General features: G+C 54.5%; 13 protein-coding genes. 9 read left to right on the forward strand and 4 right to left on the reverse strand.

The genetic code is table 11. The features are described from left to right. Positions 1-554 precede the first annotated feature (554 nt). Positions 555-899 carry a hypothetical protein gene (locus tag JOD69_RS17315; protein WP_077731409.1) on the reverse strand — a complete coding sequence of 115 codons (345 nt, stop codon included), beginning with the start codon at positions 897-899 and terminating at the stop codon, positions 555-557. Positions 900-1712: 813 nt separating this feature from the next. Between JOD69_RS17315 and JOD69_RS17320 the strand changes: the two genes are divergently transcribed. The 9 genes from JOD69_RS17320 to cpdA all read left to right on the forward strand — a co-directional run bounded on the left by JOD69_RS17320 (position 1713) and on the right by cpdA (position 9516). Beyond that, positions 1713-2291, forward strand: a complete 579-nt coding sequence (locus JOD69_RS17320) for a DUF2726 domain-containing protein (protein ID WP_077731321.1) — start codon at positions 1713-1715, stop codon at positions 2289-2291. Next, positions 2288-2629, forward strand: coding sequence for an ArsC family reductase (locus JOD69_RS17325; RefSeq protein ID WP_077731322.1), 342 nt, complete (start codon positions 2288-2290; stop codon positions 2627-2629). Before JOD69_RS17320 ends, JOD69_RS17325 begins: the two co-directional genes overlap by 4 nt. Beyond that, complete coding sequence (gene dapE / locus JOD69_RS17330) at positions 2626-3756, forward strand: succinyl-diaminopimelate desuccinylase (RefSeq protein ID WP_077731323.1); 1131 nt, start codon at positions 2626-2628, stop codon at positions 3754-3756. Before JOD69_RS17325 ends, dapE begins: the two co-directional genes overlap by 4 nt. A gap of 17 nt (positions 3757-3773) precedes the next feature. Continuing rightward, the gene (gene sseA / locus JOD69_RS17335; RefSeq protein ID WP_077731324.1) at positions 3774-4628 is read left to right on the forward strand and encodes a 3-mercaptopyruvate sulfurtransferase; all 855 of its coding nucleotides are present in this window, start codon (positions 3774-3776) and stop codon (positions 4626-4628) included. 181 nt (positions 4629-4809) lie between these two features. After that, a complete protein-coding gene (locus JOD69_RS17340) occupies positions 4810-5040 on the forward strand; it encodes an exodeoxyribonuclease VII small subunit (RefSeq protein ID WP_077731325.1) in 231 nt (76 codons plus the stop codon). Continuing rightward, complete coding sequence (gene ispA / locus JOD69_RS17345) at positions 5030-5932, forward strand: (2E,6E)-farnesyl diphosphate synthase (protein WP_077731326.1); 903 nt, start codon at positions 5030-5032, stop codon at positions 5930-5932. The genes JOD69_RS17340 and ispA overlap by 11 nt, the downstream gene beginning before the upstream one ends. Before the next feature lie 160 nt (positions 5933-6092). Then, positions 6093-8012 (forward strand): 1-deoxy-D-xylulose-5-phosphate synthase, encoded by a 1920-nt coding sequence (gene dxs, locus JOD69_RS17350; protein ID WP_086134611.1) that lies wholly within the window; start codon positions 6093-6095, stop codon positions 8010-8012. A gap of 1 nt (position 8013) precedes the next feature. Next, complete coding sequence (locus JOD69_RS17355; RefSeq protein WP_077731328.1) at positions 8014-8529, forward strand: adenine phosphoribosyltransferase; 516 nt, start codon at positions 8014-8016, stop codon at positions 8527-8529. Positions 8530-8673: 144 nt separating this feature from the next. Continuing rightward, entirely contained in the window at positions 8674-9516 is an 843-nt protein-coding gene (gene cpdA / locus JOD69_RS17360; protein ID WP_086134610.1) for a 3',5'-cyclic-AMP phosphodiesterase, read from the forward strand. Between the two features lie 26 nt (positions 9517-9542). Here the strand turns inward: cpdA and JOD69_RS17365 are convergent, their stop codons facing one another. Genes JOD69_RS17365 through JOD69_RS17375 form a run of 3 tightly spaced genes read right to left on the reverse strand, consistent with a single transcriptional unit; the run spans position 9543 to position 11739 of the window. After that, complete coding sequence (locus tag JOD69_RS17365; protein WP_205781093.1) at positions 9543-10736, reverse strand: hypothetical protein; 1194 nt, start codon at positions 10734-10736, stop codon at positions 9543-9545. Next, positions 10733-11197, reverse strand: coding sequence for a hypothetical protein (locus JOD69_RS24780; RefSeq protein ID WP_086134609.1), 465 nt, complete (start codon positions 11195-11197; stop codon positions 10733-10735). Before JOD69_RS24780 ends, JOD69_RS17365 begins: the two co-directional genes overlap by 4 nt. Before the next feature lie 17 nt (positions 11198-11214). Further along, positions 11215-11739, reverse strand: a complete 525-nt coding sequence (locus tag JOD69_RS17375) for an RNA pyrophosphohydrolase (RefSeq protein ID WP_077731331.1) — start codon at positions 11737-11739, stop codon at positions 11215-11217. Positions 11740-11899 lie beyond the last annotated feature (160 nt).

The following is an 11899-nucleotide window of genomic DNA, read 5'->3' on the forward strand; positions in this document are numbered from 1 at the left end:
GGCCCTCGCCCACCTCAACACCACCCCCCTCCTCGGCACCCTCCTCAACAAGGCCGAACCCGGACCGGGCAGCTGACGGCCCCACCGGCGGGAAAAGATGCCCGGCCTCAGCGATGTCCGGTCATCCGGCCGGGTTTCCACCGCGAGGAAAAAGGTGGCCACGCCATATTCCAGGCGTCGAGAAGAGACACGATTCAAGTGCTGTGCGCTGGTTCCTAAACGACCGTTGGAGAACCCATGTTGACAAGCCCGTGCGTCTCGATTAGCAGCGGCTACGGGAAAAAGCTAGAGCTTCTCGGATAAGGCGATAAGGCACCAAGCAGGAGCTTGGGCGCCAGCAGAAAGGCTCGTTTGCGATTGAAAGAGCGGCGCCGGCGCTCTCCGAGACACGGTTTCCGATTTGAAGGATCGCAGTAGCGCCGCGCGCCCTCCGCTAATGCCCTATTCGCGCGGAACAGCCCTCGATCGTCGCCTCCTGCGTCTTCAAGAGATTGTCGCAATCCCCCGGCCCCTTGAGCGGGGCCGGTGCAGGATAATTTCTACGCGAACTATCGCTAGCGGTTACGGCCACCCCCGGGGCCCATTCCTCCTCCGCCCGGCCCCATACCGCCACCTCTTCCGGTCGGAGGCTCGTCGGGAATGGTCACTCCGCGCTCCTTGGCGCGCTCCTTCATACGCTCATGGTGCTCCTTGCGAATTTGCTCGCGCTCTTCAGCCGTCTTAGCGCCGCGCATTCTATCGCGATATTCGGCACGCTCTTGCTCTGTCATCAATTGCTTGCCATAGATTTGTTCCTGTGTTTGCGAACGTTGCTGGCTCCGCTCCTGAGCCTCCGTGACTGCAACGCTCGCGGAAAGCGTTACAACACTCGCGAGAACTACCAGTGTTCGATACGCCATTATTGCCTCCTTTCGCTTGGATTGAGAGAGACGTCCGTCGGGCGTAGGAAATATCCCGGCGGCACCGAGCGCAAACGATGTGTCTCGACTAGACAATCGCTCTTTGATTTTGAACTGAGAGCATCCATCCTCTTTTATGAGCAGAATGCGCGGATCGAAAAAAGCCAATAAGCTCAATCTTCGGCCTCGTGACCCGGCTTACAGAGCACAAAAAACGACGCCGCTCGAACCGAGTTCCAATAGGCATGAGAGACTTTCGACTTTCAGGGTATTTGCACGGCTTGCGTAAAATTCCTCTTATGCGCTACCCTGCTATTGCCGCTCTAACTGTGCCTCCAACATCAGTGCATGCGGCAAGAGACCCGGCAGAAATGTCGGGTCTCTTTTTGCCGGAACAGTTCCATAAAACCCGCGCGGCTTCACGTAGAAAGTCTCTCTTGCCTATATAGACAGAATTCCCGCCTCGATTCCGTCAAGTTTCGCAAAAATCCTTTGAAACTTATTTTTTCGCACCCCGGCCGGTAGCTCGTGCGAGTCGCAAAGGATAAGGACGGGTCGACTGCAGCTCTTTCCACCGCATCGAGATCTTCTGCTTGGACAAGCTGGATCGCTGCCTGTTTCGACCTGTCACACGAGGTAACCGCTTTCGGTATAATGCGCGGCAAACTAAACAATCATCGTCTACCAGCTCCCTGGTAAATATTCGAGCCGAGTTGTCCTTTCCAGCATTTGCTGCTCTTTTCGATGGATGGGTGCCCGGCGCTTTTCCGACGAGATCCGCTCTTGGGGAACACGGCGTTTTGGAGAAAATGAATGAATTGGTTGATTCTTGTCGGGATCGCCGCTCTTGCTGCCTTGCTGCTGTTCGTCCGAAGCTCGTCGAGATCGTCCGAAAAGGCACGAAAATCCGCATATCGCAGAGAGGATTTTCTGTTTTCGTCCGAAGAACGGGTTTTCTTTTTCGCCCTAAAACAGGCCGTCGGCGACGACTATGAAATTTTTGGCAAAATTCCCGTAATCGAGCTCATTTCCCAACGCGACGAAGGTGCAAGCGATGGCGCAAGAAAAGCCTTCGAGCAAGTTGGCGACCGATGTTTCGATTTTGTCCTGTGCGGTAAAACCGATCTATCCGTCGCTTGCGCTTTGGAACTTTACGAACATTCCGTATCCGGAAAGCGAACCGCCGCAACACCGGCTGATCCCTTAAGAGCGGTCTGCGACGCCGCTGGTCTGCCTTTGGTGCGAATCGAAGCCGGACCGTTTTACGACGCAATGGAAATCAAACAAAGCATTGCTTCGGCTGTCCGCAAGGAGCCCTTGTATCTGGTCGAATCGGACGGCCGTAAGGAGCCTCGAATTTCCAGTATCGAAGATATCGAGTTCGACCCATGATTGTTCTCTACGGCATTCGAAACTGCGATACATGCAAGAAGGCGCGCGCCTGGCTAGATGCGCGCGGCCTAATCTACCGTTTCCACGATTTCCGGGAGGACGGATTGGAGTTATCCGTCCTCGAAGACATCGAACGCGCTCTCGGGTGGGAATTGCTCCTTAACCGACGGAGCACAACTTGGCGCCAACTCTCCGATGCCGACCGGCTGGATCTAAACCGCGAAAAAGCGCTGCAATTGATGGTTCGGCTCCCGACACTGATCAAGCGGCCGGTATTGAAAGCAAACAATAAAATTTTGAGCGGATTTTCGCCGGAGCAGTACGAAAAGACACTATGAGCGATACCTTGGATTTGACCGTCGAGCTGATTCGGCGCCCTTCGGTTACGCCCGACGATGCAGGCTGCATGGATTTGATCGCTGCCAAGCTGGAGCCCTATGGTTTCAAAACCGAGTGGCTCAATTTCGCCGATACAAGAAACATCTGGCTGAGGCGAGGCGAATCGGCACCCTTGCTCTGTTTTCTGGGCCATACCGATGTAGTGCCCGCGGGTCCTTCGGAGGACTGGAACTCGCCGCCCTTCGAACCCACTATTCGCGACGGTCAGCTCTACGGAAGAGGCGCGGCGGATATGAAAAGCGGCATCGCCGCCATGACCACGGCGCTGACGCGATTCGTCAGCAGGTACCCCAATCATAAAGGCTCGATTGCCCTGCTTCTCACCAGTGACGAGGAAGGCGCGGCGACGAACGGTGTGGTCAAAGTCATCGAAACGTTGAAGAATCGGGATGAAAAAATCGACTGGTGTCTCATCGGCGAGCCCTCCAGTTTCGTTTCGCTAGGGGACGTGATCCGTATCGGTCGCCGCGGATCGCTATGCGGCGTCCTGCGCATATTCGGCGTGCAAGGCCACGTGGCTTACCCGGACAAAGCGGAAAATCCGATTCATCGATTCGCGCCCGCCTTGTCGGAGTTGACCAGCGAGGTCTGGGACCAAGGCAACGAGTATTTTCCGCCCACCAGTTTCCAGATATCTAATATTCAGGCCGGAACCGGCGCCGAAAACGTGATTCCGGGACGGCTCGAGGTCCTGTTCAACTTCCGTTTTTCGACGGCATTGACGGAGGATCAGATAAAACAGCGCGTTCACGCCATCTTGGACAAACACGGTTTGCGGTACGAGCTGAACTGGCGGCTATCCGGCGCGCCCTTCCTGACGACCCAACCGGAACTGATCGAGGCCACGCAAAAGGCGCTTGAAACAGTTCTTATGCGACGCGCAAGTCCGGACACCGGCGGCGGCACCTCCGACGGGCGTTTCGTCGCGCCGACGGGAGCACAGGTCGTCGAACTGGGACCGATCAACGGCAGCATTCACAAAGTCAACGAACACGTACGTATCGAGGATATCGACAAGCTTTCAAAGGTTTACGAGCAGGTGCTCGTTAACCTGCTTGCTTCTTAGAGGATAGAGACCCAATCATGGAAAAAGACCTGCAATCTCCCCTGGTCAGTGCGGAATGGCTCGCTAAGCACCTTCATACCTCCGACATCGTCATACTCGATGCCACATTTTTCCTTCCCAACCAAGGGCGCGATGCAGAGCAGGAATATTTCGCTGCGCATATTCCGGGAGCCCGATTCTTCGATATCGACGCCGTTGCCGACCAAGGCAATTCGCTGCCGCACATGCTGCCCTCCCCCGAGTTCTTTGCCGCATCGGTCGGTCAACTGGGCATCGCTAATCAGACCCATGTCGTCGTTTACGACAACAACAGCTTCATGGCTTCGGCCCGAGTCTGGTGGACCTTCCGCGTGTTCGGCCATGATCGAGTGTCGGTTCTGGATGGCGGACTGGAAAACTGGAAAGCGAAGGGATTCCCCGTCGATACAAGCCGCGTCACCGCCGAAACCCGACCGTTCAAGACCACGTTCGACCCTAGCTTGGTCCGGAATCTCGACGAAATGAAAGCACTGATCGGCAGCACCGCGACGCAAATAATCGATGCCCGCTCGCCTGGGCGATTCGCCGGTAGGGAACCCGAACCTCGTCCCGGCATTCGGTCGGGCCATATTCCCGGAAGCAAGAACCTTTTCTTCAAGAGGCTGGTCGACGAGTCGACGCAGTGTTTGAAGCCCGCTGCCGAGATCCGAAAAGAGTTCGAGGATGCCGGCACCGATTTCGAGAAGCCGATCGTCACCACATGCGGAACAGGCGTAACCGCATCGGTACTCGCTCTCGGCTTGTATTGTCTCGGTCGTGAATCCGTCGCCGTCTACGATGGTTCATGGACCGAATGGGGCGGTCTAAGCGACACCCCTGTAAGCGTCGGCTAGTAGTCTCGAAAGCGGCCAATTCGGATCGATAGGACGTTTTTTGACCTCCCTTTCGTCACTCTATGCGAATCAGTCGAGCGATAGAACGAAAATCCGACTATTTTTATCAAGTTCCAACATCTGAGATAATGGCCGTTCGCTCTCAATCGAAGCGTTGGAATCGTCCGTCGGATACGCCGATATGGCCAAAAAGAACCTGAATTTCGAAGAGGCCCTGGCCGAACTGGAGCAATTGATCGAGCGTATGGAACAAGGCAGCCTTCCCTTGGAGGAATCGCTAAAGCTGTTCGAGCGCGGGGTTCAATTGACCCGTTTCTGCCAAAAAGCTTTGAAAGAAGCTGAACAAAAGGTCCAGATTTTGCTGGAAGAAAACGGAGAACCTACCTTAAAGCCCTTTGCCGATGAATCTTGAAACCGATTTGAATCACTTCATGCAGATCTGCCAGGCACGGGCAGAATCGGCCTTGGATCTCAGGCTGCCGGCGGCAAGCCGAATGCCCGAGCGTTTGCATCAAGCGATGCGCTATTCCGTCTTGGGAGGCGGAAAAAGACTGCGTCCTTTGTTGACGTATGCGACCGGGCAAGCCGTCGGCGTTCCCTGGGAATGCCTCGATGGCCCCGCCTGCGCCGTGGAATTCATCCACGTCTATTCGCTGATCCACGACGATTTGCCCGCCATGGACGATGACGATCTGAGGCGCGGCAAACCGACCTGCCACATCGCATTCGATGAAGCAACGGCGATCCTGGCAGGAGATGCCCTGCAAGCGCTGGCTTTTCACGTTCTGTCCCACGATCCGTCCATTGCGGTGCCTGCCGGTAGCCGGCTTGCGATGATCGAGACCTTAGCAACGGCGAGCGGATCGTTCGGCATGGTCGGCGGTCAAGCCATAGACCTCGATTCGGTTGGAAAAACTCTGGATCTGCCGAGCTTGGAGAATATGCACATTCGAAAGACGGGAGCCCTGATTCGCGCCAGCGTCAAACTGGCGACTCTGGCGAATCCGTCGCTCGATGGTGACATCGCCGAAAAACTGGACCATTACGCCAAGTGCATCGGCCTGGCATTCCAAATTCAGGACGACGTCTTGGATGAAGAAAGCGATACCCAGACTTTGGGCAAGACCCAAGGCAAAGACCGGGACAATAACAAGCCCAATTACCCCGCACTTTTGGGATTGGCGGGCGCGAAGCAAAAGGCGCGCGAGCTGCATGAAGAGGCTTTGGACACGTTATCCGGTCTTGGTGCCGAGGGCGAAATCCTGCGTGCGCTGTCGCTTTTCATTATCGAACGGCGCGCCTAAGCCCTTACGGCGAAAGCTATATCGCTTCCTTGAAACGGCATCCGCAGAACAAACTATCCTTGAAAGCTAAAACTTCGAGTTTCATAATTGGTCGGCTCATGCCTGATTCAGGATCATCTTTTACCCGCGAATAAGCCTGGTTTGAAGCCTCACAACATCAATGAATAAAGCCAACGAATACCCTCTCCTACAAACCGTCGGCAGTCCCGCGGACTTACGCGCCCTACCCGAAGATCAATTACCTCAACTCGCTGAGGAACTGCGCGCTTTTTTGCTGGATAGCGTAAGTCAGTCGGGCGGTCATTTGGCAGCCGGATTGGGTGCTGTCGAACTCACCATCGCGTTGCACTATGTCTTCGACACTCCTGAAGACAAGCTGGTTTGGGATGTGGGCCACCAGGCTTATCCCCACAAGATCTTGACCGGCCGCCGCGAAAGGTTGCTTTCCATTCGCAAGAAGAACGGACTCTCCGCATTTCCGAATCGGGATGAAAGCCCTTACGACTGTTTCGGCGTCGGTCACTCGAGCACATCGATCAGCGCGGCGCTCGGAATGGCGATTGCCGCGTCGCTTCGTAAGCGCGACACTCATGCCGTTGCTATCATCGGCGATGGCGGCTTGACGGGCGGCATGGCGTTCGAAGCGCTTAACCATGCCGGCGTGCTAGACGCCAATCTACTCGTCGTCCTCAACGACAACGAGATGTCCATATCGCCCAATGTTGGAGCGCTCAATAATTATCTGGCAAGACTTCTCTCCAGCAAGTTCTATTCGACGGTGCGGCAGGGCAGCAAGCAGATTCTGATGCGAAGCATGCCCAGCGTATGGGAGCTCGCGCGCCGCGCCGAAGAGCACGTCAAAGGCATGGTCGCCCCTGGGACCTTGTTCGAAGAATTGGGTTTCAACTATATCGGGCCGGTCGATGGCCATAATCTCGATACGTTGATTCCGACCTTGCGTAATTTGCGGGATTTGCCCGGTCCCCGGTTTTTACATGTCGTCACCAAGAAGGGCAAAGGGTATTTACCGGCCGAGAAAGACCCGGTCGCTTACCACGGCGTTTCCTCCTTCGATCTCAGCAAAGATCATTTGCCGAAGTCCAAACCGGGAAGCCCGAGCTTCACCGAAGTATTCGGACAATGGCTGTGCGACATGGCGGCAAGGGATAGTCGCCTGCTCGGTATCACGCCTGCCATGCGGGAGGGCTCCGGGCTCGTGGAATTCTCGACTCGGTTTCCGGACCGTTATTTCGATGTCGGGATCGCCGAGCAACACGCGGTAACCTTGGCCGCCGGCCAGGCCTGCGAAGGTTACAAGCCGGTAGTTGCGATTTATTCGACCTTCTTGCAGCGTGCCTATGATCAACTCATACACGACGTGGCGCTTCAGAATTTGCCCGTCCTGTTCGCCATCGATCGCGCCGGGCTGGTTGGCCCCGATGGACCGACTCACGCCGGAAGTTTCGACATAAGCTTCATGCGCTGCATTCCGAATATGGTGATCATGGCGCCGGCCGACGAAAACGAGTGCCGGCAGATGCTTTTCACCGGATTCCAGCATAATGGTCCCGCTGCTGTCCGTTATCCTCGAGGCAAAGGTCCCGGCGTTTCGGTTGTCGATGAAATGACCGCTCTTCCGATAGGTAAAGGTGAAATCCGGCGTCGCGGCAAAAGGATCGCGATCCTCGCGTTCGGGACTTTGCTCGCCCCCTCGATCGAAGCCGGAGAAAGGATTGACGCTACCGTGGTTAACATGCGTTTCGTGAAACCGCTGGACGAAGCGCTGATTCTGGAATTGGCGAAGACTCATGAAATATTCGTGACGGTCGAAGACAATGCCATCGCCGGAGGGGCCGGCAGCGGCGTCAATGAACTACTGCAATCTCGCCAATGTTACGTTCCCGTACTCAATCTCGGTCTGCCGGACCAATTTCTCGATCAGGGCAGTCGCGAAGAATTACTGGCGCTTTGCGGCCTGGATTCCGATGGCATCACGGAAACCATCGAGCAGTACGTGGGAAACCTCGATGCCCTGAAGCCGGCTTCGCCCCGTGTTACGGTGGCCACGCGAGGCCTATGATATGGAAAAGCTCAAAGCGGCCATCCGGGATATTCCGGATTTTCCAAAGCCGGGCATTCTCTTCAAGGACATCACGCCTCTAGTCAAGGATCCGGTCACATTGAGGTTGGCGGTGCACCATTTGTTGCACCCATACCTCGGCCGGGAAATCACTGCGGTCGCCGGCATGGAAGCGCGCGGCTTTATTTTTGGCTCGTTGGTCGCCTGGGAGTTGGGCGTAGGGTTCATCCCTCTTCGAAAACCCGGAAAACTCCCTTATGACGTGCAAACCATTAGTTACGACCTCGAATATGGATCCGCTGCGCTCGAGGTGCATATCGATGCGTTGGGTCCCGAAGACAAGGTTCTCTTGGTAGACGATCTGTTGGCTACCGGTGGCACGGCTAAAGCCAGCTGCGAGCTGGTCGAGTCTTTGGGCGCGGAAATCGTCGGTTGCGCGTTTGTCGTGGAGCTCGATGAGCTGAAAGGACGGGATAAATTGGAACGATACTCCGTCCATTCACTCTTACACTATTAATTGCGCAACAACGCTGTCATTAACCGGTGAGCATACTTCATACGGCGCATTTCTTCTGTCCGACAATGCCGTGGCTTCATTCTTATCAGTGAAAATAGTGCCTGCGTCCGTACCCAACGGCGTGCCCAAGCGGCCGAGATTCAGATGAGCAGCGCCGGGCACATCGGGGGCACGGATGCGCCGTCAAGCCGAAAAACCGTGGTCGCGCGTATCCTCCACATCACCGACTTTCACTTTCTTGCCGAACAAGGCCAAACATTGCTTGGGGTGGAAACCGAGCTGAGTTTTGCGGCTGTTGTCGAACGCGCCAACCAGACCCCTTGGCGACCGGATCTGGCTCTCCTGACGGGCGACCTGGTTCAGGACCCGTGTGTTTCAAGTTATCAACGGCTTAAACAACGGCTTACCGCCTTGGATGTCCACTGCTACTGCCTTCCGGGTAATCATGACGATCCTCGGCTCATGTCAGAACTTTTGCCGTCCGAGAATGTTCATGTCAGCCCGCAGATACTCCTGGACAAATGGCAGATCATTTGTCTGGACAGCACCATCAGCGGCAAGCCTAACGGGCGCTTGTCAGATGAACAGCTTCGCTTACTCGAAATTTCGCTGACCGAACACTCCGACCGTTATGCCCTTATCGCGCTTCACCATCACCCTATCCCCAGCGGCAGCCTGTGGATGGATACCATGGTGCTGGAAAATGCGGACGAGTTTTTGACGATAACTCAGAAATACCCTCACGCTCGAGTCGTCGTATTCGGCCACGTACATCAAGCAATGGACGAGGTATACGGACGGCTGCGTCTACTCGCCTCCCCTTCAACCTGCTTTCAGTTCAAACCCCTAAGTCCGGATTTTGCCCTCGATTGGGCTCCTCCAGGCTACCGCTGGATTGAGCTTTACGCCGACGGAACGATAGATACCGGCGTGGAACGGCTCGCTGAGATGCCGGCAGGTCTGGAGTTCACGTCAAAAGGATATTGACGGCATTACTGGTTTGCATTGAACTGCTAAAAGCGAAAGGAAAGTTCCAGCGCGAATAAATCCCAGTCCGGGTCGAGTTTTTGTGGATCCGGATTCTCCGTGTCCGCAAGCCAGCCGGTGCCGTGTACACGATGATACTCCGCCCGCGCCATCCAGTTTGGGGTAATGTCCCAACGCAGACCGACCGTCCAATCCTTAGCGAAGCGACTGGAGCCTGGCCTACCGGTTCGCTGTTCGTACTTTTCGCCGTAACGATCATTGATATCTTGATAAAGTACATCATAACGAACCATCATCTCGATTTCGTCGGTGAGGCGATATGTGCCCTGAACATAGTAACTTTCTCCCGTCGCAGCCGTGTTCGGAAGCAATGGGCCAAAATGTTTCAGGCGGGTATTGCGTAATGCATATTCACCAGTTAACGATAGACGCTCGCCATTGTACTGTGCCGAAAGGACATACGGCTGAAACCGAACATCCCCATTGGAAAAAAAATCGTTTTGGCCCGAGTCGTAGCCCGCACGTGCCGAGGCAGCGGTAAATGCGAGACGAATGAGACCGCTCTGGTATTCGTAGAGAAGCTGACCGAGATAAGATAGATTTCCGTTGAATTCACCTGGCCTATTCCTGCCAAGCATCGATGCCTCCAGAGACTTGTCGACCGTCGGCACTCCGACATTCATCCTTAATGAAAATGCGCCGATAGGACTTTCATACTCACCGTATGCTTGGCCTCCGTCCGACGAAAGTGCAAAGTTGCGAGTACGGTCGAAATAAATACTCTGCGGCAAAAAGATGGAAGGACGAGTAAAAGCTACGTCACGAGTCTCGTTATATAATCCAAGCGGGTTTTTTACCCGCCCCAAACGCAGTCCAGCGCGGGTCTCTGCAGTTTCGAAAGCCGTAAAATCAAGTACGCCGTAATCCAACCGCACCTCTTCATCTTCCAACTCTCCGGCGCGACGGTATAACACTTGGGCCGCCAAACCCAAGCGGCTCAATGGACGCAATGAGACGTTAAACCCAGCCTCGGTAAAGTCCAAACTTCCGTCTTTACTGTCTCCGTAAAAATTATTTTCGGAGGTCAAAACAAAGTTTTGGCTAATAAAGCCGTGGTATTGGAAAGTATCTTTCCAATCGGCAAACGCGTTATGGCAGCTACAAAAAATTAGCGAAACGACCGTAAACCGGACCTTCTTGGGACGGAATAAACTTGTCATTGGGTGCCTTCACGAATGGTAATCGAGCGTACACTGCGGTCGATTTCCGCATCGGGTAGGTAGCCAATTGCTCCGGGTGTCTTCGAAATCAACGTGCGCATTTCCTCGACAGTTGATACAGTTTCGGGGGCTTGTCCGGTACCGGAAAACACTTTGCGATCCCAGGTTTGTCTGAGCTGGTGTGCAAACATTCCTAGATGTTTCTTGCAAAACTCTTTGTGGATTGGGCTGCTGTCCGGCAGTACGAACACGACTACAGGAGTTCCGTCCCGCCATGAACGCTGTGACATTGTGAATAATGCCCTAGCCTCCTGTTGGCTGATTTCGGAAACGGGAGCATTCGGGTGTACAACTACGGCTTGTGAAGCCGCCGTTTTGGAAGTGAATAGAAAAATGGCTAGCGTAATGAAACGCGCGACAAACGGAAAATAGCGCGTAGACTCCAAAAGCGGGAAGTTCAAAATCGGTTTTCGCGGCGCTAGGTTTTTCGGCCAGCGGCCAACGAATCAGCAGGACTGGTTGAAACTGTTCCAGGCGTCAGATAATTTCCCAGTTCCGTTAATGCTTGACGATAGACTTGTCGTTTGAAATACACTACATCACTCACCGGGTACCAATAATCAACCCAACACCACGCATCAAATTCCGGTCTTTCGCTACAATCCAAGCGAATCTTGGACTCCTCGCTGGACAACCGCAGGATATACCAGAGCTGCTTCTGCCCTATGCAAAGCGGAAATGAATGTTTTCGGATATAACGTTCAGGAAGATCGTAACGCAACCAATCTCGGGTTCGTCCGATGAGTTGCACATCGTGCTTCTTCAGCCCGACTTCCTCATACAATTCTCTGTACATTGCAGCTTCCGGCGCTTCATTTAATTTTATACCGCCTTGGGGAAACTGCCAGGAACGCATGCCGACCCGCCTTGCCCAGAACACACGGCCATCGTTATTACACAAAACGATACCCACGTTTAGGCGATAACCATCCGCGTCGATCATGGTTAGAGTTAAATCCTACTACTGTCCTCGGTGATATAATCCCAGCCTGCTGGATCTGACCGATATCCGAGCGTCGCCGTTGAGACTTGCTTACGGCTTTGCAGCACTCAGTTGATCCTTTTTAGCTTTTTACTTTCTGCGCAAGCATTCGAATCGAATT

This window comes from Methylocaldum sp. RMAD-M, from assembly GCF_017832375.1.
In the GTDB taxonomy this organism is placed as follows: domain Bacteria; phylum Pseudomonadota; class Gammaproteobacteria; order Methylococcales; family Methylococcaceae; genus Methylocaldum.

What these genes read in the sequence shown, in the direction of transcription:
- JOD69_RS17315 (WP_077731409.1), bottom strand. Translation starts at nt 899, where the DNA reads ATGGCGTATCGAACACTGGTAGTTCTCGCGAGTGTTGTAACGCTTTCC.
- JOD69_RS17320 (WP_077731321.1), top strand. Translation starts at nt 1,713, where the DNA reads ATGAATTGGTTGATTCTTGTCGGGATCGCCGCTCTTGCTGCCTTGCTG.
- JOD69_RS17325 (WP_077731322.1), top strand. Translation starts at nt 2,288, where the DNA reads ATGATTGTTCTCTACGGCATTCGAAACTGCGATACATGCAAGAAGGCG.
- dapE (WP_077731323.1), top strand. Translation starts at nt 2,626, where the DNA reads ATGAGCGATACCTTGGATTTGACCGTCGAGCTGATTCGGCGCCCTTCG.
- sseA (WP_077731324.1), top strand. Translation starts at nt 3,774, where the DNA reads ATGGAAAAAGACCTGCAATCTCCCCTGGTCAGTGCGGAATGGCTCGCT.
- JOD69_RS17340 (WP_077731325.1), top strand. Translation starts at nt 4,810, where the DNA reads ATGGCCAAAAAGAACCTGAATTTCGAAGAGGCCCTGGCCGAACTGGAG.
- ispA (WP_077731326.1), top strand. Translation starts at nt 5,030, where the DNA reads ATGAATCTTGAAACCGATTTGAATCACTTCATGCAGATCTGCCAGGCA.
- dxs (WP_086134611.1), top strand. Translation starts at nt 6,093, where the DNA reads ATGAATAAAGCCAACGAATACCCTCTCCTACAAACCGTCGGCAGTCCC.
- JOD69_RS17355 (WP_077731328.1), top strand. Translation starts at nt 8,014, where the DNA reads ATGGAAAAGCTCAAAGCGGCCATCCGGGATATTCCGGATTTTCCAAAG.
- cpdA (WP_086134610.1), top strand. Translation starts at nt 8,674, where the DNA reads ATGAGCAGCGCCGGGCACATCGGGGGCACGGATGCGCCGTCAAGCCGA.
- JOD69_RS17365 (WP_205781093.1), bottom strand. Translation starts at nt 10,736, where the DNA reads ATGACAAGTTTATTCCGTCCCAAGAAGGTCCGGTTTACGGTCGTTTCG.
- JOD69_RS17375 (WP_077731331.1), bottom strand. Translation starts at nt 11,739, where the DNA reads ATGATCGACGCGGATGGTTATCGCCTAAACGTGGGTATCGTTTTGTGT.